Origin of the sequence: Sorangium sp. So ce426, from assembly GCF_051475585.1 — a bacterium.
GTDB lineage: Bacteria > Myxococcota_A > Polyangia > Polyangiales > Polyangiaceae > Sorangium > Sorangium cellulosum_B.
On sequence record NZ_CP150341.1, the window covers coordinates 4,460,263 to 4,483,275 of the forward strand.

General features: G+C 73.7%; 16 protein-coding genes. 9 read left to right on the forward strand and 7 right to left on the reverse strand.

The window, feature by feature from the left end:
- The first annotated feature begins 2 nt into the window (after nucleotides 1–2).
- A complete protein-coding gene (locus WMF44_RS16665; protein ID WP_437300099.1) occupies nucleotides 3–2,705 on the forward strand; it encodes a hypothetical protein in 2,703 nt (900 codons plus the stop codon).
- A gap of 132 nt (nucleotides 2,706–2,837) precedes the next feature.
- Here the strand turns inward: WMF44_RS16665 and WMF44_RS16670 are convergent, their stop codons facing one another.
- Nucleotides 2,838–3,266 carry a VOC family protein gene (locus tag WMF44_RS16670; RefSeq protein ID WP_437300100.1) on the reverse strand — a complete coding sequence of 143 codons (429 nt, stop codon included), beginning with the start codon at nucleotides 3,264–3,266 and terminating at the stop codon, nucleotides 2,838–2,840.
- Between the two features lie 83 nt (nucleotides 3,267–3,349).
- Nucleotides 3,350–4,735 (reverse strand): aldehyde dehydrogenase family protein, encoded by a 1,386-nt coding sequence (locus WMF44_RS16675; RefSeq protein ID WP_437300101.1) that lies wholly within the window; start codon nucleotides 4,733–4,735, stop codon nucleotides 3,350–3,352.
- Between the two features lie 56 nt (nucleotides 4,736–4,791).
- On the opposite strand from WMF44_RS16675, the gene WMF44_RS16680 reads away from it, so the two are divergent.
- Nucleotides 4,792–5,583: a Stp1/IreP family PP2C-type Ser/Thr phosphatase gene (locus tag WMF44_RS16680; protein ID WP_012235727.1), complete on the forward strand. Its 792-nt coding sequence runs from the start codon at nucleotides 4,792–4,794 to the stop codon at nucleotides 5,581–5,583.
- 106 nt (nucleotides 5,584–5,689) lie between these two features.
- Entirely contained in the window at nucleotides 5,690–5,950 is a 261-nt protein-coding gene (locus WMF44_RS16685) for a hypothetical protein (RefSeq protein WP_437300102.1), read from the forward strand.
- Nucleotides 5,951–5,991: 41 nt separating this feature from the next.
- On the opposite strand, the gene WMF44_RS16690 is transcribed toward WMF44_RS16685, so the two are convergent.
- Nucleotides 5,992–7,068 (reverse strand): glycosyltransferase family protein, encoded by a 1,077-nt coding sequence (locus tag WMF44_RS16690; RefSeq protein WP_437300103.1) that lies wholly within the window; start codon nucleotides 7,066–7,068, stop codon nucleotides 5,992–5,994.
- A 114-nt stretch (nucleotides 7,069–7,182) separates the two neighbouring features.
- On the opposite strand from WMF44_RS16690, the gene WMF44_RS16695 reads away from it, so the two are divergent.
- On the forward strand, nucleotides 7,183–8,193 hold the full coding sequence (locus WMF44_RS16695) for a hypothetical protein (protein ID WP_437300104.1): 1,011 nt from the start codon (nucleotides 7,183–7,185) through the stop codon (nucleotides 8,191–8,193).
- A 282-nt stretch (nucleotides 8,194–8,475) separates the two neighbouring features.
- Here WMF44_RS16695 and WMF44_RS16700 read toward each other — a convergent pair whose 3' ends face one another.
- From WMF44_RS16700 to WMF44_RS16710, 3 genes are read right to left on the reverse strand one after another with little or no spacing between them, the layout of a single operon-like run.
- Nucleotides 8,476–9,591 (reverse strand): ABC transporter permease, encoded by a 1,116-nt coding sequence (locus tag WMF44_RS16700; protein WP_437300105.1) that lies wholly within the window; start codon nucleotides 9,589–9,591, stop codon nucleotides 8,476–8,478.
- Nucleotides 9,588–11,090, reverse strand: coding sequence for a sugar ABC transporter ATP-binding protein (locus WMF44_RS16705; protein ID WP_437301570.1), 1,503 nt, complete (start codon nucleotides 11,088–11,090; stop codon nucleotides 9,588–9,590). Before WMF44_RS16705 ends, WMF44_RS16700 begins: the two co-directional genes overlap by 4 nt.
- A 32-nt stretch (nucleotides 11,091–11,122) precedes the next feature.
- Entirely contained in the window at nucleotides 11,123–12,142 is a 1,020-nt protein-coding gene (locus WMF44_RS16710; protein WP_437300106.1) for a sugar-binding protein, read from the reverse strand.
- A gap of 349 nt (nucleotides 12,143–12,491) precedes the next feature.
- On the opposite strand from WMF44_RS16710, the gene WMF44_RS16715 reads away from it, so the two are divergent.
- From WMF44_RS16715 to WMF44_RS16730, 4 genes are all read left to right on the forward strand, one after another.
- Nucleotides 12,492–13,796 carry a DUF1566 domain-containing protein gene (locus tag WMF44_RS16715; RefSeq protein WP_437300107.1) on the forward strand — a complete coding sequence of 435 codons (1,305 nt, stop codon included), beginning with the start codon at nucleotides 12,492–12,494 and terminating at the stop codon, nucleotides 13,794–13,796.
- 114 nt (nucleotides 13,797–13,910) lie between these two features.
- Nucleotides 13,911–15,374 (forward strand): YkgJ family cysteine cluster protein, encoded by a 1,464-nt coding sequence (locus WMF44_RS16720; protein ID WP_437300108.1) that lies wholly within the window; start codon nucleotides 13,911–13,913, stop codon nucleotides 15,372–15,374.
- 64 nt (nucleotides 15,375–15,438) lie between these two features.
- Nucleotides 15,439–16,470, forward strand: a complete 1,032-nt coding sequence (locus WMF44_RS16725) for a DUF2169 family type VI secretion system accessory protein (protein WP_437300109.1) — start codon at nucleotides 15,439–15,441, stop codon at nucleotides 16,468–16,470.
- Nucleotides 16,467–17,528 carry a beta-ketoacyl synthase N-terminal-like domain-containing protein gene (locus WMF44_RS16730; RefSeq protein WP_437300110.1) on the forward strand — a complete coding sequence of 354 codons (1,062 nt, stop codon included), beginning with the start codon at nucleotides 16,467–16,469 and terminating at the stop codon, nucleotides 17,526–17,528. The genes WMF44_RS16725 and WMF44_RS16730 overlap by 4 nt, the downstream gene beginning before the upstream one ends.
- Before the next feature lie 178 nt (nucleotides 17,529–17,706).
- Here WMF44_RS16730 and WMF44_RS16735 read toward each other — a convergent pair whose 3' ends face one another.
- Entirely contained in the window at nucleotides 17,707–18,018 is a 312-nt protein-coding gene (locus WMF44_RS16735) for a hypothetical protein (protein WP_437300111.1), read from the reverse strand.
- Between WMF44_RS16735 and WMF44_RS16740 the strand changes: the two genes are divergently transcribed.
- Complete coding sequence (locus WMF44_RS16740) at nucleotides 18,017–22,837, forward strand: alpha-2-macroglobulin family protein (protein WP_437300112.1); 4,821 nt, start codon at nucleotides 18,017–18,019, stop codon at nucleotides 22,835–22,837. The genes WMF44_RS16735 and WMF44_RS16740 overlap by 2 nt on opposite strands.
- The last annotated feature ends 176 nt before the right edge of the window (nucleotides 22,838–23,013 follow it).

The following is a 23,013-nucleotide window of genomic DNA, read 5'->3' on the forward strand; positions in this document are numbered from 1 at the left end:
CCATGGCCAGCCTGAGCACGGAGAGCACACCCCGCGAGCGCCTGGACCGCGCGATCAGCGTCCTCGGCCGGGTGCGGATGTACTGGCGCGGAGCGGCCGCGATGATGGCCGTCGGACTCGCGATCTCCTTCGCCCTGGCGCTCGCCACGAAGCGGGTGTGGCGGAGCGAGGCCACGATCCTCTACCGCGACACCATCCAGACCGGCCGCGATCCCCAGAGCAGCACCGCGCGCGCGGCGCGCCTCGGGTCGAAGCTCAAGGACGCGCTCAGCGCGCGCGGGACGCTCGCCGGCGTCGTCGAGGCGTTCGGGCTCTACCCGGAGAAGACCGCCCGCTCGATGGTCGAGGCCGTCGAGGAGATGAAGACCCACGTCGGCTTCCGCGCGCAGAGCAGCGATACGTACGTCGTCTCGTTCACCCACGACGATCCACACGTGGCGCAGCAGGTCGCCGCCCGCCTCACGCAGATCCTGCTCGACGACTACCGCCGCGACAGCCTCGGCACGGCGACGATGACCCGCGATTTCCTGCGGAAGGAGCTCGCGGAGGCCAGCTCCAAGGTCGACGCGGCGAGCCGCGCGCTGGCGACGTTCCTCGCCAGGAACCCGCAGTTCCAGTGGGGGCTCAACGACTCTCCGTATGCACCGGCGCCCCAGCAGCTCGGCTTGCCCGGCGCTCCCGCGCCAGCGCCTGGAGCGCGCGCCCTGTCGTCAGCGCAGCCTGCCCGCCCGGTCGACCCGCAGCTCGCGGCGCTCGAGCGGCAGCTCGCGCGGGTCGAGGCGCTGCTCGGGGCCGGGCGATCGCCGGCGGCGGCGCCGGGGCAGCCGCTGCCCCAGAGCGTCGTCGAGGCGCAGCGGGCCCGCACAGCCGCCGTCGCCGCGGTCGCGGCGGCCGAGGCGGCGCTCGCCGAGAAGCTCACGACCGTGACCCCGATCCACCCGGACGCCGTCGCCGCGAAGCGCCGCGTCGAGGCGGCGAAGAGCCAGCTCACCGCGGCCGAGGGCGCGCTCGGGCTCGTGCGCGCGGGCGTCACCGAGGCGCCGGCCGGCGAGGCGCGCGCGCTCACGCCGTCGCGGCGCGCGGCGCTCGCGGCGGAGCGGACCGCGCTCCTCCGGCAGATCGCGGGCCTGCGCGCGCGCGCCGGAGGCGGCAGGGCGCCGGCGGGGGGCGAGGCGCCGCGCGCGCCGGCGGAGAGCCCGGCCAGGGGCGAGGCGCCGCGCGCGCCGCCGTGGGCGGCCGACGGGGGCGCCGAGGAGCGCGTGATCGAGCTCGAGACCGAGTGGCACCGGCTCCGCCTCGATCTGGAGCGGGCGCGCGAGTACCTGAAGACCGTCCAGGCCAACGAGCGGGCCGCGGACCTGTCCGCGGACGCCGCCGAGAACAAGAGCGAGACCGAGCTCGACGTCCTCGACCAGGCCTACCTGCCGAGCCGCCCTGACCGGGGGCGGGGCCGCGTCTTCTTCGCGGGCGCCGCGGTGACGTTCTTCTTCGCGATCGGCGTCGCCGGGGCCCGGGTGCTGCTCAACGACACGCTCTACGACGGCGGCGACATCCACGCGCTCGGCGGCCCCGCCCTGCTGGCCGCGATGCCGGAGCTCCCGGCGCGCCCGCCGCTCCGCGAGCGCGCGATCGTGCCCGCGTACTACGCAGAGCCGCCCATCGCGGCTGGGCCCGGCACGGAGCCGCCCGGCGGGATCGAGCACGGCGCAGAGCCGCCCGTCGCGGCTCGGCCCGGCACGGAGCCGCCCGGCGGGCTCGGGCATGGCGCAGAGCCGCCCGCCGCCTCGGAAGAGGCCGCTCCGGCCGGCTCCGCCCCCGAGGACGGCTCCGCCCCCGAGGACACGCTCCGGGACGGCCTCGATCTCGGCGACTGCGAGGTGGTCGACCGGTCGACCTGGAGCGCGCCCGAGGCGCCGCTCGCCCGCGTGGGCGTGCGCTCGTTCGCGCGCGCCGGCGGCCCCGCGTTCGACGGGCCCGAGGTGGAGATCATCGGCGCGGACCTCGATCCCGAGGGGCACGGCGTGTTCGAGCTGCTCCGGGGGGCGCCCGCGCCCGCGCTCGCGGCGCTCCGGGTCCTCCGGCACCGGCTCGATCAGCGGCGGGCGGGCGAGCCGCTCGCTGTCGCGGTGGTGAGCCCCGGCCGGGCCGAGGGCAAGACCGCGCTCGCGGTCCGCCTCGCGATGACGCTCGCCGAGGCCGAGCGCGCCCGGGTGCTGCTCGTCGACGGCCACCTCGCGTGCCCCCGCGTCGCGGCGACGCTCGGCCTGCGGCTGCCCGCGCACGCGAGCTTCTCGGAGCAGCTCCGGCGGCGGATGGCGGGCGAGACCCGACCGCTCGGCGTCATCGCCGTCAGCCAGTCGCTCTCGGTGCTCGCGGAGCCATCGCTCGAGGCGAGCTACCCCGCGGCGCTCCACTCGGTCCACTTCGAGGCCGCGATGCGCACGCTGCGGCGCTATCACGATTACGTCGTCATCGACGGCCCTCCGATCCTTGGCTCGGGCGACGCCAACGTCATCGAGGACGCCTCCGACGGCATCGTCCTCGTCGCGCGCGCCTCGCTGACCCGGGCGTCGTCGCTGACGAGGGCCGCCGAGCAGCTCGGCGATCGCCGCATCCTCGGGGTGGTCCTGAACGACGTCGCGCCGAGGCCCGTCGCCAGGAAGCGGGTCTGTATCGACGGCGAGCCAGCAGGGCAGTCGGTCTGAGGAGAAGCGAGGAGGCGCAGAGAGGGACGCAGGGAAAGCAGCGCGGGAGCAGCAGCGGTGGTGCGCTGGCGTCCGTGCCGACTTCAATCGATTCTCTGTCGGTTCCTCAACCCTTTCGCGACACCTTCGCGATCAGAACGTGATCTTCACCGCGTCCGACGACCTGTTCGCCGGGCCGTGGTGGACGACCTCGATGTTGTTGCCATCCGGGTCGAGCACGAACGCCGCGTAGTAGCCGGGGTGGTACGGGCGCTTGCCCGGAGCGCCGTTGTCCTGGCCGCCCGCGGCGACCGCGGCGGCGTGGAAACGATCGACCGTCGCGCGGTCGCTCGCCTGGAAGGCGAGGTGCGTCCGGCCGGTGGTCACGCCGGCCGCGGCCGGCGAGTCCACGCTCGATATGAAGAGCTCGTCGGCCCAGAAGTAATCGTCGGCCTCGCCTCCGATCGGGATCCCGATCGTCTCGAAGACGGCTCGATAGAACTTCTTGCTCGCCGCCAGGTCAGCCACGACGAGCTGAACATGATCGATGAGGCGCCCGCGATAGATCTCTTGAATTTCCATCGCCTCGGGATACCGCACCTCGCCCCCGGCGCAAGCGGACTCATTCGAGCTCATCTGCTCGCGGGCTGCGCGCGTCCGGGCCTTCAGCCGATCTTGAAGTTGATCGATTTCGGCCGCGTCAGGTGCAGGAACCCGAGCGTCGAGAGCGTCGCGCCCTTGCCGCTGTTCTTCGCGCCCGTCCACGGGAGCGCCGGATCCAGGGTGTCACACTGGTTCATGTAGACCGTGCCGACGTCGAGCTCGCGCGCGAGCCGCGCGGCGCGCTCGCGGTCGCGCGTCCAGACCGACGCGGTGAGCCCGAGATCGCTGTCGTTCATCAGCGCGAGCGCCTCCTCGTCGGACGAGACCGGCACGACGGGCAGCACCGGCCCGAACGACTCGATGCGCATCACGTCGAGATCGGGCGCCGTGTCCACGAGGAGCGTCGGCTCGAAGAAGCGGCCGCGGCCGTCGACCTGGGTCGCCCGACCGCCGCAGAGCGCCTTCGCCCCCCGGGAGAGCGCCTGCTTCACCTGCGCCTCCAGGAACGCCGGCGCGTGAGGCTGCGCCATCGGACCCAGGTTCGTCCGCTCGTCGGTCGGATCGCCGAGGACGTAACGCTTCATCAGCTCCAGCGCGGCCTCCACGAACTTCGGATAGAGGTCGCGGTGCACATATGCGCGCTCGACAGCGCAGCAGCTCTGTCCGGCGTTGTAACAGGCGCCGTCGACGATCCCGTCCACCGCCTTCTCCAGGTCCGCGTCGGCCGCCACGTAGGCGCCGTCCTTCCCGCCGAGCTCCAGGCCGGCGTCGACGGCCACCTTCTTCGATGTGGCCGCATAGATCCGGCGTCCGCCTTCGACGGAACCGGTGAAACCGACGAAGTTGACCCGCGGGTCCGACGCGACGCGCTCGGACGTGGCGTGGTCGCAGTGGAAGGCCTGGACGAGGCCGGGCGGCGCGCCGGCCTCCGCGAACGCCGTCGCGAAGTGCTCTCCGCAGAGCGGCGAGCGCGGCGAGTGCTTGAGCAGCACCACATTGCCCGAGAGCACCGCGGGGATGACCACGTTCACGGCGGTGAGGAGCGGATAATTCCAGGCGGGGAGATTGAAGACCACACCGAGCGGAGCGCGCACGATCCGCCGCTCGATCCCGGGGAGCTCCGGCAGGATCACATCGGCGAGCGCGCCCTCGGCGATCGCGATCATGTGCCGGGCTCGCTTGGCCATCCCCGCGACTTCGTTGCGGGATTGGCGCAGGGGCTTGCCCGTCATGCGGGTGATGTCGGCGGCGATCGACGGGGTGTTGGCCTCGATGTGCTCGACCGCGCGCTGGCAGAGGGCGGCGCGCTCGGCGATGGATGTGCGCGAGAAGCGCCGCGCGGCGGCGGTCGCGGCGTCGAGGAGCCGGTCGACGGCGGCCTCGTCTGCAAGAGGCCGGCGGACGGCTTCCTCGAGGGTATACGGGTTGTCGATCACGAGGTCGGACATGGCGGGAGATTAACCCAGTTCCCTGGGGGGCCAAGCGTCGTCTAGACTCGGGGCGAATGCGCGCCACCGCGGCAGGTCTATCCGACGTCGGCAGGGAGCGGGTCCACAACGAGGACCGATACATCCTCCTCCCCGAGTTCAACGTCTACGTCGTCGCGGATGGCATGGGCGGGCACGAGGCCGGCGAGGTCGCGAGCCGGATCGCCGCGAGCGCCATCGCCGGCTACTTCCGCGAGGCGAACGGCAAGCGGCGCAAGGCGTCGACGGGCGACAGGCTGCGCGCCGCCGTGACGTACGCGAACGCGCGCATCTTCGCGCACGCCGACGACTCGCGGTTCTACCGCGGGATGGGGACCACGGTCGTCGCCGCGGCGTTCTCGCCGCGGGAGCGGAAGTTCTACGTCGCCCACGCCGGCGACAGCCGCTGCTACCTCCTCCGCAACGGCGATATCTCGCAGCTGACCCGCGACCACTCGCTCATCGCGGACGCGCTCCTCGAGCGGCCCGACCTCACCGAGCGCGACCTCGCCTACCTGCCCCGCAACGTGATCACGCGGGCGCTCGGCATCGGCCCCAGCGTCGACATCGACCTGCGCGCGGAGCGCGTCGAGGCGGGCGACGTGTTCCTCCTCTGCTCCGACGGCCTCCACGGGCTCGTGGACGATCGCGAGATCGCGCGCATCGTCGAGGACAACGCCGTGCTCGCCGACGCGTGCGGCAAGCTCATCGACTGCGCCAACGAGAACGGTGGCCGCGACAACATCACCGCCGTGCTCATCCGGATCGAGGAGACGGCATCGGCGTCGTGGAGCCAGCGCCAGGGCGTCAAGAGCCGCAGCGCGCGGTAGCATCGGGCTGCGTGCGCAGGGGGCCGGGAGCACGCCGCGCCATCACGTGAGCGGCGCCGCCGCGCCCCTGCCGCCGCAAATGGGCTGAAGACAAGGGAGGTCATGCATGCGAACCAGGTGGATCGGGATGGGGCTCTTCGTCGGCGCGCTGCTCGCGTGGGGCTGCGGCGGCGAGGCGGCGCTCGGCGAGGCATGCGACGAAGCGGGCGCGGACGGCGAGTGTGAGAGCGGGGCGGTCTGCGGCAAGCCCGACGACAGCGCGGCGCTCGAGTGCCTGAAGACGTGCGTCGAGCAGACGGACTGCCCCGCGGACCAGGAGTGCAACGGCGTCTCCGGCTCGGACCTCAAGGGCTGCAGGCCGAAGTAGGGGAGGGAGCCCGGCGGAGCGCGGCGCGCCGGCCGCCGCGCTCAGAGCACGCCGGCGTGGGCGCGATCGAGCAGGCCGTCCATCACCTCGAACAGCTGCCGGTTGCCGTCCTGGGAGTAGCCCGCGAGCTTCTCTTCACAGGCCGGGATGGCCTTCACGAAATCCGCGACGACGGCCGGGTCGTCCAGCGAATCGGCGCCGCGGCCGAACCCCTCGCGCTCGAGGTAGCGGGCGTTGAGCACCTGCTCGAACTGGCGGCCGAGGGGGACGGCGAGCATCGGCTTGCGCAGGTAGACCGCCTCCCCCATCAGCGTGAACCCGCCGCCCGCGATGACGGCGCGGCACGAGGCGAGGTCGTCGATGAAGCCCTCCTCGCTGAAGGGGCGGTAGCGGAGGTTGCCCTCGACCTGCTCCTCCGTGATGTTCCGGCGCATCCCGTAGATGCGGCACTCGAGCCCGGTCTTCGCGAGCGTCGCCGACAGCGCGTCGTTCCCCTCGGCGGTCTGGTAGACGAGCAGGTGCTCCCCGGGGCGGCGGTTCGCGGCGATGATCTCGGGGCGGAGGATCGGCGGGACCAGCGTCGTCTCCTGCTTGCGGACCGGCGGGCGGAAGAACGTGGCGATGACGTAGTGGTTACAGAACGGCAGCTTGCTCTTCACGAACGCCCGCGTGAGCTGGAAACCCGCCTCGTGGCCGGCGAGGATCTGCGCGTCGTGGGTGCACCGGTTGATGATCTGCATGTTGTCGACCGAGACGATCGGCAGCCGGTGGATCTTCGCGTAGAGGTACGTCCACGACTCGAAGTCGCTGACGGTGAGCTCGGGGCGAAAGTCCTTGATGAGCTCGAAGTACGCGGCGATGTTCTTCGGCGTGCCCGTCGCGCCGGAGAGCACGTTGGACCAGAGCGTCTTGCCGCGCCGCACCCGGTTCTCCTCGTAGATCATGTGGAGCCCGTGGATGCGGTTCACCCCCGCGAAGCGCTTGGACAGGAAGTCGGTCGCCCTGCCCGACGCCATGATCTCGAGCTCGTGTCCCTGCGCGAGCAGGTGTTCGATCACGACGCGCGAGCGCATGGCGTGCCCCATCCCTTCCCCGACGACGCCATAGAGGATCTTCATGACGCGCGAGTGTAGCGGGGGCTTCGTGGCGTTCGGAAGGAAACGGCGGCGCCGCGGCGCGGGCGGCGCGGACGGCGACCAAGCGCAGGCGGCGCCGCGGCGCGGGCGGCGGGCGTGACGCTCCGCCGCCGCATCTGGAGCGAGCTGCTGCCGCTCGAGGTGGTGCGGGCGCCCGGGACGCTCGCGCTTCTGCGGCGGTATGCGCTGGAGCTCTCGATCGCCGTGCGGCCGGAGACAGCGGCGGGGCTGCCGGATCTCGCGGCGGCGTGCGCGGACGCGGGGGTGGCGGTCGCTGTGTGGCCGATGATCGCGGACGACGACGGGCGCTGGGCGAGCGCCGGCAACGCGGCGGCGTTCGGCGCGTTCGTCGCGCGGCTGCTGGACGCGCTCGACGCGCGGCGCCTGGCCGCGGCGGAGGTCGTGTTCGATCTCGAGCCGCCGATCGAGGCGGTGCGGCGGGCGCTCGCGGGGGGGCGCGGCGCGCTCGATCTGCTCGGCGGTGGGCCGCGTGGAGCGCGGGGGAGCCCGCGGTGGAGCGATGCGCAGCGCGCGTACGCCGATCTGGCGGGCGCGGTGCACGCGCGCGGGGTGGCGACCTCGGCGGCGATCGTGCCGCTCGTCTTGACCGACGGGCGCGACGGGCCGGCATGCGGCTGGGAGCGGCTGCTCGGGACGCCCGTGTCCGCGCCGCCGTGGGGGCGCGTCGGCGCGATGCTGTACACGTCGCTGTTCGAGGGGTATTCGCGCGGCGCGCTCGGCCGGGAGGACGCGCTCGCGCTGCTCGCCTGGGGGTGCCGCGCCGCCGCCCGGCGGTTCGGTCCGAGGGCGGGCGCCTCGCTGGGCGCCGTGGGCAAAGGCGCGCTCGGCGACGAGCCTGTCTACCGCTCGGTCGCCGAGCTCCGCGAGGACGTGGCCGCCGCGGCGGCGGCCGGGGTCTCGGATCTCTCGCTGTTCGACCTCGGCGGGGTGCTGGCGCGGCCGCCGGCCGAGGCCTGGCTCGAGGCGTTCGTCGCGCCGCCGGAGGCGCGCTCGCCCCGGGAGACGCCGCGGGCGCGCGGCGTGATCGCGGCCGCAGCGCTCGTGGGTCGGGCGGCGGGCTGGGCTCGCCGGCTCACCTCGCCGTGACGGCGATCACCCGTGGTGTGACTTGCCCTGGCCGCGGTAGCGCTTCCAGTGATGTCGCTTGTTCTTGTTCTTCGGCCTGCTGTTGCCGGAGCAACCGATAGACGTCTTCTTCGAGTGGACTGACATGGACCCGACATGGCGCCGAGACGGGGCAGGCGACAGGGGTCACGAGCTCCGGCGCCGCTCAGGCCGGACCGCCGGGCTGAGGAGGCAACGACGTCCTGAGGGGCAGGGCGGGGCGCTCCTGGCGACTTGCCGGTTCGTCCCCCATCGCCGGAAAGCTCAGACGCTCTCGCGATCGGGCGCTCCCGCGGCAGGTGGCCCCGCTGCGCTGACCGCCGCGGCCGCCTGCAGGCTCGGCGCCGCCTCGGCGGCGCCCGCGGAGGCATGCCGGATGCGCCGCTTCGCCTGCACCATGTGCACGATCTGGTCGAGGATCACGGCGACGAGGATCACGCCGCCGATGATGATGAAGGTCCAGTTCGGGTCCAGGCGCCAGATGCGTTGAATGCGGTCGGCGTCCTCGTACGGCAGCTGGAACATGTTGATGCCGTTGTCGATGACGCGCATCACCGCGGAGCCGATGATGATGCCGAGCACCGTGCCTTCACCCCCGCGAAGCGAGCAGCCGCCGAGCACGGCCGCGGCGATCGCGTACATCTCGTACGCGATGCCGACCTGCTGCGACATCTGCCCGATGTACGACGCGTAACAGACGCCAGCCACGCCGCCGAGCCCCGCCGAGATCACATAGGTGGACGTCTCCACCCGCTTCACGTTGATGCCGGAGTACTCGGCCGCGTCGCGGTTGCCGCCGATCGCGTAGACGTAACGGCCGAACACCGTGAAGTGCAGCGCGTAGGCCGCCACGCCGCCCACGGCGAGGAACATCAGCAGCGGATACGGGACGAGCGCGTCGCTCCCGCTCTTGAGCAGCCCGCCGTTCGCGAGGGTGAGCAGCGGCGAGCCGCCGAGGCTCAGCGTGCCCCCCCCGGCGATGGTCTGCGAGACGCCGCGCAAGAACAGCATGCCGCCGAGCGTGACGATGAACGGCTGCAGCTTGAGCCGCGTGATCAACAGGCCCTGGCCGAGGCCGATCAGCAGCGCCACGCCGAGCGCCACCGGAATGCCGATCCAGAGCGGGTAACCCAGGCCGCCGAGCTGGCTCGACGAGAGCTTGGCGATGAGGACGCCCGTCAGGCCGATCACGGACCCGATCGACAGATCGATGCCGCCGGCGATGATGACGAACCCGATCCCGATCGCGAAGATCCCGAGCATCGAGATCTGCCGCAGGGTGTTGATCGAGTTCGACTGCCCGAGAAAATCCGGGTTCGAGATGTAGAGACCCAGACACATCACGACGAGCGCGATGGTCATTCCAAGCTCGCGCCTCACGACAGATCCTCCTTGTCGGCGTGGCCCGTCATCAAGGTCGCGATCCGCTCCTGGCCGAGCCGTTCCCGCGGCAACACGCCCTTGATGCGCCGCTCGTGCATGACGGCGACGCGATCGCTCATTCCGATGATCTCTTCCATGTCCGAGCTGACCATCAAGATCGTGATGCCTTCATCCGCGAGGGCGGTCATGTGGCGGTAGATCTCGGCCTTGGCGCCGACGTCGATGCCCCGCGTCGGCTCGTCCAGGATGAGCACGCGCGGGTTCATGGCCAGCCATTTCCCGAGCACCACCTTCTGCTGGTTTCCGCCGGAGAGGTTCACGACGGGCTGACGGATGCCGGGCGTCTTCGTCCTCAAGCGCTCCACCTCCGATTCGGCGACCCGGCGCTCCGTCTCCCTGTTCAGGAAGCCCCAGCGGCTGTAGTTGCCGATGTCGGGCAGGGAGGTGTTCTCCGCGACGCTGAGCGGCAGCACGAGGCCGTGGCGCTTGCGATCCTCCGGCGCCAGGTAGACGCCGCGGTCGATGGCGTCCCTGGGTCTTCGAGGAGCGAACTCCTTGCCTTCGAGCGTCATGCGTCCCCCGAGCGCCGGCGTGACCCCGAAGATCGTCTGCATGAGCTCCGTGCGGCCCGAGCCGACAAGGCCGGCGAAGCCGAGGATCTCCCCGCGTCCGGCCGAAAAAGAGATCTGCGCGGGCGCGCCGGGCACGACGAGCCCCTCGACCACCAGCACGGGCTCGGTCGATGCACGGGGCCGCTTCTCCGGGAAGTAGTGCGCGCTGAGCTCGCGGCCCACCATCATGGAGACGATCCGTTCGCGCGTCGCTCCCGCGCGCGTGAGGTCCCCGACGTGACGGCCGTCGCGCAGGACCGTCACCCGGTCGGCCAGCGCCATGACCTCTTCCATGCGGTGCGAGATGTAGACGATGCCGATGCCGTCCGCCCGGAGCTTGCGGATGATCCCGAAGAGATGCTCGGACTCACCGCTCGTGAGCGACGAGGTCGGCTCGTCCATGATGAGGATGCGCGCGCTCAGGGCGAGCGCCTTGGCGATCTCGACCATCTGCATCTGACCGGCGGTCAACGCGGACACCGGGGTCGAGGGCGAGAGCCGCAAGCCCACGCGCAGGAGCAGCTCCCTGGCGCGGGCGGCCATGTCGCCCTTCGGCAGGGGACGGAGGAGCAGCCCTGTCGCGCCGCCTTCGTTGCCGAGGAAGATGTTGGCCGCGATGTCCAGGTTCGGCGCCAGCATCAGCTCCTGATGGATGAGCGCGATGCCGAGGCGCTTGGCGGCGCGCACGCTCTCGATGGCGACGCTCTTCCCCTCGATGCAGATCTCGCCTTCGTCGGGCTGCAGGGCGCCCCCGAGGATCTTCATGAGCGTGCTCTTGCCGGCGCCGTTCTCGCCCATGAGGGCGAGCACCTCGCCCGGCTTCAGCGAGAGAGAGACGCCCTGGAGCGCGACCACGCCGGCGAACCGCTTGGTGATCGCGCGCATCGCGAGCAGATCCGGAGGGGACGCGGCCACGCTCACTTCTTCATTTCGGCGAGCTGCTGTTTGAAGGTCGCCACGTTGGTCTTTTCGATCAGGTCGATGCCGGTGTCGATGCTCTTGTTGGCCGGGATCTGCGCCTTCGCCGTGTCGGGCTTGACCGAGAGCTCATGCGCCCACTTGCTCGCCAGGTAACCGAACTGGAACGGCTTCTGGACGACCGTGGCCGAGATCGTGCCGTTCTCGATGGCCGTGAGCGTCTCCTCTTCCTCGTCGAACACCGCCGCGAGGACCTTGCCCTTCTTCCCGAGCGCCTCGATGGCGGCCGCGATGGCGGGGCCGTTGTAAGACCACAGGCCCGCGACGAGCTTCAGGTCCGGGTGCGCGTTGATGATGTCCTCCACGTTGGAGCGCGCCTTCGCACGGTCGGTGTTGTCCTCGCGCTTGTCGACGATCTCGATGTTCTTGCCGGCGATCGCGTCCTGGATGCCTTGCAGCCGCTGCTTCGCGTTGTCCGCGGAGAGCGTGCCGACGAACACGGCCATCTTGCCGCCCTCCGGGAGGAGCTTCACGATGTGGGCGCCGAGCGCCTTGCCGGCCTCGTGGTTGTTGGTGCCGATGTAGAGAAGGCGGCTCGACGCCGGGGCGTCCGAGTCGAAGGTGATGAGCTTGCTCTTCCCGGCCACCTTGTTGAGCACCGGGACCTGATCGGCCGGCGCGATGGCGCTCACGGCGATGGCGTCGTAGCCCTGACTCGAGAGGTTCTCGAGGATCTGGTTCTGCTCCTCCGTGGTGCCGTTCGACGGCATCTTCACGTCGACCTGGACCTTGCTCTCTTGCTCATATTTCCGGACGCCCGCCTGGGCGATCTTCCAGAACTCGGACGCGTTGTTGGTGACGAAGGCGAGCTTGACGATCTTCGGCTTCGCGCCGCCGCCCTCGGCTGGCGCGGCGCCCGTCCCCTCGCTCTTCTCGTTGCACCCCGTCATCGCGAGCAGCGCCAACACGAAGGGCGCCACGACCGCCCACCCCTTGCCCCAGGACTTCGTCTCTTTCACGGCTGGTCTCCTTGCTGATTCACATTTAAGAACGTGTTGACATCACGCGCGGCGTCGCCCTTACCCGGCCGTTTTCCCCGTGATCTGCCGCAAAGCTGGCGGCGCGCTCATCCCACAGTGCGCCCCGGTGGCTGGGGTCTACCCTCCGCGTCCTGGAGGCCGAACCACTCCTTGGTCTCCACCATCGGAATGGATGTGGAGGACAAAGGACGCCCGCAGGAATGCACTGTGAACGTTCACATTTTCGGTGTCAACCACGATCGGCGGGTGCTGTGCGCGGCGTGTGATAGGTTGGTGCGGTTCGAGCATATTTGTCTTGTGGCATTGGCTTGAGCGCGCGGAGGTGCCTGTGAATCGAAGCAAGCGGTGGGTCGTCGACGCGACCTGGGTGATGGCCGTCCCGGTGGCGCGTGCCCGGACGGGGGTGGCGCTCGGCGTGGTGCTCGCGGCCGCGGCGTGCGGCCAGGAGGGCGGCGACCGCGATGTGATCGCGGGCAGCGGCGGGTGGGGGACGGGCGGCGCGCTCGCGACAGGCGGAGCCTCGGAGACGGGCGCCGGGGTCGGCGGCGCGGACAGCACCGGGAGCGGCGGCGCGCCGGGGGAGGGCGGCGCGGAGAGCACCGCGAGCGGCGGCGCGGAGAGCACCGCGAGCGGCGGCGCGCCAGGGGAGGGCGGAGCGGCCGGGGAGGGCGGCGGCCCGGGCAGCGGCGGCGCGGGCGGAGCGACCGACACCTGCACCAGGGCCGCGGCCTGCGGGACGCACAAGTGGGCTTGCTGGCCCATGCCCAACCCGGCGGGCAGCGGCCTGCCCAACCCCGCGAGTTACACCGACGTGGGGGGCGGCGTGGTGCGCGACGACGTCACATGCCTCGAATGGCAGCAGAACCCTCCTTCCGAGGCGTACACGTGGGAGCAGGCGATCGGCTATTGCGACGACCTGACGCTCGGCGGGTTCTCCGACTGGCGCCTTCCCACGCGCATCGAGATGACGTCGATCGTCGACTTCACCCGGAGCCCGGCCATCGACAGAGGCGCTTTCCCGGGGGCGCGCGGGGGCTTCCACAAGACGTCGTCCGACTGGATCCTCACCATCCGGCAGGCCGGCGCCGGCGCGGGGCGCGACTATGCCTGGGCCTTCAACCTGAGCGACGGGATCGTCAGCAACGCCTACTCCAAGGCGACCGCGGCGAGCCTGCGCTGCGTGCGAGGCAACGGCGAGGGGGAGGCGCCGAGCAGCCCGGCCGTGGCCCCGCCCGATCAGTACGCCGTCGTGTCGCCCGGCGAGGTGATGGACAGGTACACAGGCCTCGTCTGGCAGCAGGGGTATTCGCCGGCCACGCTCGCCTGGGCCGAGGCGGAGAGCTACTGCGCGACGCTCGATCTCAACGGCCACACGTGGCGCTTGCCCAGCATCCGGGAGCTCGCGACCCTCGTCGACGAGGCGCAGGTGGCGCCGTCGATCAACCGCGCGATGTTCCCCGACACGCAGTACGGCGCCCGCAGCAACGACTGGTACTGGAGCTCCCACGCGGCCGTGGGGAACGCCTCGGCGGCCTGGGCGCTCAACTTCGACGACGGCTTCACCGGGTTCAACGCGGGAGAGAGCGGCAAGTGGAACCACTTCACGGCCGCGTGGGTGAAGTGCGTGCGTTGACGGCGTGGCTGCGGCCGCCGCGCTCCGCCCGGGGAGCGCGCGGCGGCGACGGCCGGCGCCGCCGCGCCTCGTTTCGATGGCGCGCTGCCGCCGGCGTCGGATAGCGTGGCTCGGGTGAGCCCGAGCATGCCGCCGGCGCGCCCTCGCCTCGCCGCCCACGTGCTCGCGCGGCGCCACGTGGTCGGCGAGGAGGAGCGCGTCATCCTCCACGATGTCCGCACCGGGCAGCTGCTGCAGCTCGGCCCACGGGAGTGGGTCCTGCTCTCCGCGGCCGACGGGACGCGCGACGTCGAGGGCATCGTCATCGCGGCGGCCCGCGAGGGCGCACACGCGCGTGTGCCCGCGGCGCAAGCGTTCTTCGCGGAGCTCCACGCCGCGGGGCTGCTGGGAGCCGATGACGCCGGCGAGGACGCGGGGCCCTGGAATGCCGCGGCGCCCGCGGCGCCCGCGCTCGACCCGGGGGAGCGCGATCCCCGCGCGCGCCCGCTGGAGGTGCTGCCCGACTTCAGCCTGCACTGCGACGGCGGCGGGAGCTGCTGCCGGATCTACGCCTCGATCCTCTTCGATCCCGAGGAGGCCGCGCGGGCGCGGGCATTGCGGCCCGACGTGCTGAGCGGGGGCGCGCGCCACGAGCGGGCCTTCACGCCGGAGCGCGGGACGTGGCCGTGCGCGGCCTCCGTCGTGGCAATGCGCGACGGCCGGTGCGCCTACCTCGAGGGCGAGGGGCGCTGCTCGCTCCACGCGAGGGGCGGGCCCGAGGCCAAGCCGCTCGGGTGCCGCACCTTCCCGACCAGCTTCATCGACGACGGCGAGTCGGTGCGCGTCTCGGTCGCCGTGGAGTGCGCCTGCGTGCTCGCCAGCGTGGGCCGCCCCGGCGGCGCGCCGTTGCTCGATCCGCGGCTCGTCACGCGGGGGGATCTGGACGAGCGCATCGACGTCGCCCGGCTGCCCGATCGCGCGCAGGTGGCGCCCGGCGCGACCGCCTCCCGCGCCGAGGTCGTCGCCTGGTCGCGGCGCCTCGCCGCGGCAGCGCCCCCGCCCGACGTCGCCGCGGGCCTCTTCTCGCTCGCCGCCGCGATCGAGGCCGAGGGCCTCGCCGACGGGGCGATCGCGCGCTTCGAGCGGCCCGATCCGCTGGATCCGGCGGCGCTCGCGCCCTGGCTCGCAGCGCTCCACGGCCGCGCGGCGCGGCGGGCGCGCGAGGACGCCGCCTGGCGGAGCGAGCGGGACCTCGCCCGGAGGGCCATGCGGTGGATCGCGGACGCGACCCTGGCGCTTGCGGAGCCCGACCTGCTCGGCGCGCTGCTGCTCTCGCCCGTGCGCGCGCGCGTCGGCGACCGCGAGCGGTTTTACCTCCGCGCGGCGCTGCACGGCCACCGCCTGCTCGGGGCGCTGCCGCTCTCGCTCGCGCTCCGCGATCGCGCCGTGCGGCTCGTCGTGGCCCGGGCGCTGCCGGCGGTCATTGAAGGGGAGGGCGCGGGCGACCCGGCCTGCGCCGAGCCGATCGCGCTCGTGGAGGCGATGCTCCGCGGCCACGGCCTCGACGCGTACGCCGCCGAGGCGGCCATGGCCGGGTGAGCGCGCGCGCCTCCGTCGAACTCGGAGAGACATCGCCTCCGATCCTGTCGATAATGCGCCCGCGATGAGCCAGCCCCCGCTCGACAACAAGACGGACTTCGCCGCGCACCCACAGCTGCTCGTCGACCGGGACGGCGAGCAGCTGGTCACGATCGTCAAGGCGAGCTTCGAGCTCCAGGAGGACGGCAGCCTCGAGCTCGCGCCCCCCGAGCGCACGCGCGGGGTCCGCCTCGCCGACCTGCCCTGGGAGGAGAAGAAGCCCGAGAGCGTCGCGTACCCCGCCGACGTCTGCCTGTTCAAGCCGGCGACCGACGTGATCTTCGTGGCCACGGCGTACGCGCCGAACGGCAAGGCCGTGCCGTCCTTCGACGTGCGCGTCGAGGTGGGCCCGCTCAAGAAATCGCTCGTGGTGTTCGGCAAGCGGCTCTGGGTGGACAAGGGCGCCGCCCTCACCGCGCCGGCGCCCATCGAGCAGATCGACATGCGCTACGACCACGCCTGGGGCGGGCGGGACGACGACGATCCCGCGGCGCCCCTCGAGGAGCCGCGCAACCCGATCGGCACGGGCGTCACGCGCGCGCCGGCCTCGCTCACCCACCAGCCGGCGCCGGCCATCGAGGATCCCTCGTACCCGATCCGGACCGCGAAGACCGCGCCGCCGCCCGCGGGGATCGGGGCCGTCGGCCGGCACTGGGAGCCGCGCCGCGCGTATGCGGGGACGTACGACGCCGCGTGGCGGGAGAACCGCGCGCCGCTCCTGCCCGAGGACTTCGACCACCGCTTCAACCTCTGCGCCTCGCCGGGCCTCATCGCGGATCCGCCGCTCGCGGGCGGCGAGCCGGTGCGGGCGCTCAACCTCACGCCCGAGGGGGCGCTCAGCTTCGAGCTCCCGAAGGTGCAGGTCGAGATCGAGTTCCACGTGAAGGATCGGGAGCCGGTCGCCTTCGCGCCTCACCTCGACACCGTGCTCGTCGACCTCTACGCCACCGGCCCGCAGAAGCCGGTGGCCGTCGAGATGGTCTGGCGCGCGCACGTCAAGGCGCCCCGGCGGATGAAGGACGCGCGCGTGATCGTGCGCGAGCGGGGGCGAGCGTGAGGCCCCTCGCCGTCATGGTGGCCGCGGGCGCGGTCACGCCCGTCGGGCTGCGCTCGATCGACACCGCGTTCTCGCACCGCGCCTCGGCCGCGGCGATGCGCGAGTCGCCGCTCGTGGACGGGCAGGGCGAGCCCGTCACGATGTGCTTCCTGCCCACGCTCGATCCGCGGGTCACGGGCGCGGCGCGCGCCGTCCTGCTCGCGGAGCGCGCGCTCGGCGAGGCGCTCGAGAAGCTCGGCCCCGCGGCGCGGGGGCTGCGCCTGCAGATGGGCCTGTGCCTCGACGAGCACCTCGGGCAGCGGCCGCCGGGCGGCGAGGCCCCGGCGCAGCGGATCGCCGCCGAGCTCGCCGCGCGGGCGCAGTCGTACGGGGGCGCGCCGGAGATCGCGGTCAAGGTCTCGACGCGCGGCCCCGCCGCGCCGGGGTACTTGCTGCCGGAGCTGTGCGACGCGCTCGCGCGAGGCACGATCGACGCGGCGCTGCTCGGCGGCGTGCACACCGACTACGACCCCGCGCGCATCGCCGCGCTCGACGCCGCGGGCCGGCTCTTCCGGCCGGACAACCTCGACGCCCTCGTCCCCGGCGAGTGCGCGGCCTTCGTGGTCCTCATGCGCCCCGACGTCGCGCGGCGCGCGCTCCTCCGCGAGCTCGGGCAGATCGTCGGCCTCTCCACCGCGCACGAGCGGGCCCGCCCGGACAACGACGAGCCCGCGTTCCAGGCCACGGGCCTCACCGCCGCGCTGCGCGCCGCGCTCGCGCCGCTGGCCGAGCGCGGGATGCGCGCGGGCTGGATGCTCACCGACATCACCTTTGAGACCTTCCGCCATTTCGAGCTCCAGGCCGCGTCGGTGCGCACGCAGCAGCTCTTCTGCGATCCGCAGCAGCTGGAGTGCCCCGCCCAGCGGATCGGGGCGCTCGGCGCCGCGGCCATGCCGCTGCACCTCGCCATCGCGTCCGAGGCGTTCGCGCGCGGCTTCGCGCCGCACCCGTGTGCGGTCTCCCTCGCCGGGAGCGACGGCGGGGAGCGCGCGGCGATGGTGGTCGTGGCGCCGGGGTGACGGCGCAACCTGGCGGACCAGGTCCAAGTGTAGCCGCCAAACGGGACGACCGCCGAACTGGCGCTCGCGGGGTGGTGGGATACCTCGGCCGAAGGCGGCGTCTTTTGAGCCGCCAAGGCGCCATAAGGCGCCAAGATTTTTTGGTTGCTTGGCGTCTTACGGCGGCTTGGCGGCTCTATCATTCCGGCAGGGTCGGGGAATTCCCTCTCCACCTGTCGACAGCCTCCCCGGAGAGATGAAACTCAGCCCGGAGGTTGTCGACAGGCTCCCCGGAGAGATGAAACTCAGCCCGGAGGTCGTCGACAGCCTCCCCGGAGAGATGAAACTCAGCCCGGAGGTCGTCGACAGCCTCCCCGGAGAGATGAAACTCAGCCCGGAGGTCGTCGACACCCTTGCGTTGGAGCCCGTCGCCGGCCGGCGCGCCGGCCACCGCGCGCGGCGCCGTGCAGCGCAGGAACCTGCTCCCCTCTGCCGTGTCGAAAGGCACCATGCCCAGGGCTTCCCTTCCGCTCGCCGGCCTCCTCCTCATCGCCGTCCTCGGCGCCGCCGCGACCTCCGACGCGGCCACGGACGGCCGCGACGCGGTCGCCCGCGGCCTCGACCTCTTCCTTCACGCGCCCGACCGCGGCGCGCCCGGCGCCACCCTTCCGGTCCAGGTCCTCGCGCTCGGCTTCCCCACGGCGATCACGCTCCGGCCGCTGGAGGCGGCCACCGTGGAGGCGACCTGGGATCCCGAGCACCTCGGCAAGGTCAGCGCCGTCCCGCCGCCCGTGCGGGTCACCACCGACGCGAAGGGGCGCGCTCACCTCGACGTCCCGATCCCGGAGGGGCCCGAGCGCGAGCTCCGGCTGCTGCTCGGCGTGCGCGCCGGAGACCGGCAGCGGACGCGGACGCTCACCGTGCACCGACTGGCGCCGCTCCAGGTCGACCTGCACGTCCCTGACACGCGCGTGGTGCCGGGCAGCGCGATGTCGGCGTGGATCACGGTGCAGAGCCAGGCCTCGGGGCAGCCGGCCCCGCGGGTCCCCGTGGAGATCAGCCTGCTCGAGGGCGGCGTCGCCCGGCACACGGCCGTGGTCACGACCGACGCGGCCGGCGTCGCCATGACGCGCGTTCCCGTCCCCTGGATCGACGAGCCCGGCTGGCGCTGGATCCTCCGCGCCCGCGCGCGGAGCGCGGCGGGGGCCTCGTCGAACGCCGCGGAGATCTCCCTCTCGCCGCGCGAAGAGACGCCAGGCGCCCCGCAGATGCTGGCCGAGTGGTCCGAGCAGGATCTGCGCGCCGGGGATCGCGCAAGCTACGTGATCCGGATCCGCGATGGCGCCGGCCAGCCCGTGGCCGGGCTGCCGGTGCGGACCTGGACCGGGCCGAAGGGCACGAGCCCGCCCGAGGACAGGGCCGCGTGGGAGAAGCTCACAACGCCCGCGCGCACCGACGCGGCCGGAGAGGTCCGCGGCGCGGCCGTGGCGCCCACCACCGTGGTGCAGGGCGCAGGGACCACGTTGCGCGTCGTCGCGCGCGCGACGTTCGAGGGGCACGAGCTCGAGCGCGAGGCCACCGTATCGGTAGAGAGCCCCACCTCGGAGGCGGCGCTGCTCCCGGAGGCGGGAGCGATCGTTCCGGGCGTGGCTCAGCGCATGCTCCTGCGCGTCCGCGATGCGCGGCGGAAGCCGGTGCAGGGCACCTTCACCGTCGAGGGCGACGGGCTCCAGGCCGCCGTGACCACCGACGCGTACGGCGAGGCCGAGGTGACCTGGGACGCGCCCGCCGAGCTCGGGGCCTTCCGCAGCGTCGGGCCGTGCGCCGGCGGCGTCGCGGCGGCGGTGCGCGTGCGGCCAGCGGGCGAAATCCCGGCGCTCGCGTCGCGGCGCGAGCCGTTCGCGCTGTGCGTCTCCGTCGATCGCGACGCGACGGCGCTGCTCCGGCCCGAGCGGCTCCTCGCTCGCGCAGGCGACGCGCTCGCGCTCCACGTGATCGACGCCGGTGGCGCGGGCCCGCGCGCTGGCCGGCGGCTGGAGGGCGGCAGCGCAGGGGACAGCGCCGGCGGCAGCGCAGCGGACGGCGCCGGCTGGAGCGTGATCGTCCAGGCGGGCAACTCGGCCCGCGCGGCGAGCGCCTGGATCGCCGGCGGCCTGGAGGGCGGCGCGCTCGGCCTGCCCGAGGGCGCGGCCGGCGTCTGGACGCTCAGCGCCGCCGCTCCCCGGCCGGGCGCCGCCGCGCGGCAGGCGGGCGGCGCGGTGCTCGTCACGCCGCGCGTCCTCCCTCGGCTCGAGGCCCGCATCACGGGCGGCCGTGCGGCCCCGCGCGGCGCCGTCGACGTGGACCTCGCGCTCACCGACGGGGGCAACCGCGGCCTGCCCGGGACCGTCGCGGCCGTCGTCGTGGATCTGCACGGCGGGGGCAGCGCTGGCGGCCTCGCGGCGCTCGACACGCGCGCGCGGCTCTGCCAGGGCATGGTCGAGCCCGAGCGCTGCGGCGCCTTCCTGCAGGGCGATCCCGCGCTCGATCCGCTCCGGCGCGCGGAGCTCGGCGCGCGGGCGCGCGAGGCGATCGCGCCGGCGAACGATCCGGCCGGCTCCGCGCGGGCGGCGCTCGACGAGGCGTTCGGCCAGGTGCTCCGCTCGCTCGAGGGGGCGGTCTTCGAGGCCACCAGCGACCCGGAGCGGCTGCGCGACGTGCGCCGCCGCGGGCCGGGCGGCGCCCATGCATGGAACCCCGAGCTGATGACCCTGGTCACGGCCGCCATGGATGCGCCCCCCGAGACGCCCGGCGGCGAGCCGCTCTCGCTCGCGGATCTCCTGGCGGTGGACCCGCAGGTCACGTTCGATCACGTCGCTCGCCGCGTCACCCGCCTCAAGCTCTTCCGCGTCCTCGCCGCGGCGCGCGCGTTCCGGCGCGAGCGGCTGCTCGACCCGGACGAGCCGGCGCTCCGCGATCCGAACGCGCTGCTCCGCCGCCTGGTGCGCGACGCGCAGCTCGAGGAGTCGCTCCTGCTCGATCCCTGGGGCGGCACGATCCAGTTCACCCCGACGACGGCGCCGCCCGCGCCGTTCCTCACGGTGCGGCGCGGCTTCGCCCTGCACGCGCCCGGGCCCGACGGCCGGATCGGCACGGGCGACGACGTGCGCGATCCGTTCGAGCGCGTGCTGCGCTCGGGCACGCCGTACGCCAGGGCGGTCGGCGAGGATCGCCTCGTCGACGCGAAGTTCGACATGGAGGTCGGCGACGCCACGGTGTCGGCGTGGGAGAGCCTCCTGGAGGAGTTCACGGGCACGTCGCTGGGCGAGGGGCTGGGCCTGAGCGGCATCGGCACCCTCGGCGGGGGCACGGGCTCCGGCGTCGGGTTCGGTGCAGGCCACGGCAGGCTCGGTGGATCCCAACGCACGTCGTACGGCGCGCCGCGGGGCGTGTTCTTCTGGTCGCCGCCCCAGCGCACCGACAAGGATGGCCGGCTGCGGATGCGCGTCCCGCTCGGCGACGTCGAGACGACCTTCCGGCTCGTCTTCGTGGGCGTGCCGGACGGCGCCACGCCGGCCACCGCCACGCTCGACGTGCCCACCGCGCAGCCGCTCTCGGCGCGCGTCGAGGCGGGCGCCGCGTGGGTCGAGGGCGACGAGGTCGACGTGGAGATCTCGGTCCGGAACCGCTCATCGAAGCCGCTCCGCGCGATCGTGGAGCTCACGGCGCGCGGCGTGGCCGCCCTCGCGGACCCGCGGCGCCGGGCGGTGGCGGTCGACGTGCCCGCGGGGGGCGCGGCCCCGGTGCGCGCTCGGGTGCGGGCGCTGCGCGCGGGGCGGGCGGAGCTCGCGGTCGCCCTGAAGGCGCAGGGGACCCCGGGCGACACGCTCGTGCACGCATGGGACGTGCGCCCCGCGGGCGAGCCCACCGATCTGAACATCGCCCAGGTCGTCGAGGGCGGCGCCACGGCCACGCTGCGCATTGCGGCGGACGCGCAGCGCTACCAGCCCACCGGCCGCCCGCGGCTCGTCGTCGAGCGCGGCCTCGCGGGCGCGCTCACCGCGGCGCTCGAGGCGATGGATCCCGACCGGCTCTCGTCTGCCGGGGCGATGGCGGACGCGGTGGAGGTCGCGGCGCTCGTGCGCCGCTGGGCCGCGGCGCGCGGGGGCGAGGGCGCGCCGCTCGCCGCGCGCGCGGAGGACATCGGCCGCCGCGCCGTGGGCCGGCTGCTCGCGTACAAGGGCACCAAGAAGGACCTGGCCTCCTGGCCCCCGGCGCTCCGGGCGCGCACCTTCGCGCCCGCGTCCGTGGCGGAGGAGCTGCCGAAGATCGACGCGCGCTGCCCGCCCGAGCCCCTGCACCCCACGGCGGCGCTCGACGCGCTCGACGTCGAGCCCTCGCCGGCGGGGGGCGCGGTGAACGCGTGCTGGGACGCGTTCGTCACGAGGACGCTGGACGACGTGATTCGGAGCGGCGATCGCGTGGCGCTCGCCCGGGTCCTGCTCGCGCTCGCGGAGCGGCCGCACCGGGCGGCGCTGGCCGCGAACGTGGCGGACCGGCTGCGCGCCTGGGTGGCGCTGCTCCCGACGGACGGCATCACCTTGCCGCCCGGCCAGGCCGAGGATCGGAGCACGCGCGCGGTGGTCTACGCGGCGCTCCTCCGCGCCGCCGGGCTCGGCAGGAGCGCCGCGCCGCCCGCGAGGCTCCTCGGCTGGGTGGGTGTGCAGCGGGACGTGCGCGGCGGCTACGGCGCGCCGGCCAGCACGCGCGCGGTGGTGCGCGCGCTCCTGGCCCACGGGGGCGAGGGCCGCGGGGCGGCGCGGGTCACGGTGACCTCGGGCGGCGCGCGCCGCGACGTGGAGGTCGGGCCATCGGGGCGGCTCGTGCTGCCGCTCGACGCGGGCGCGACGGAGGTGGCGGTCGAGGCGGCGGGGCCCGCGGTCGTGGCGCGCCTGGAGCGCCCGGCGCTCCGGCGCTGGAGCCGGCCGCCGGCCGCGGCGGCGAGCCCCGTGCAGGTGGAGATCTCCTGGCCGAAGCGCCCGCGCGCTGGGACGACGGGGAAGCTCGCTGTCTCGCTGCGCCACGCGCTGGGCCGCCCGGTCGAGGTCGACGTGCGCATCCCGCTTCCGCCAGGGGTGTCGCTGGCCGCGCCGCTCGGGCGCGTGCGGCAGGTGAACGGCGTCCTCGCGCTGCGGGCTTCCGTGGAGGCGAGCCGGCTCGCGACGCTCGTGGAGATCCCGGTGCGCTTCGCGCTCGCCGGGAAGGTGACGGCGCCCGAGGCGCAGGCCCGGGTGGCGCAGGAGGAGCTGCCGCGCGCGGTGGTCCCGGCGCGGCCGATCGTGATCGAGTGATCGGCGCTCCTGGATACCGGTTCACTCTCCGCCCGCGCCGGCGCGGGAGCAAACGGCTGAAGTCGTGTTCGATGCCCGGCCAGAGGGCTTCATTCATCCGCATCGATGGAGGGCACGGCCTCGGCGCGCCCACAGGCTGTGGAGTGGAGGCGGCCCTCTTCTGTGCCACGATCCCG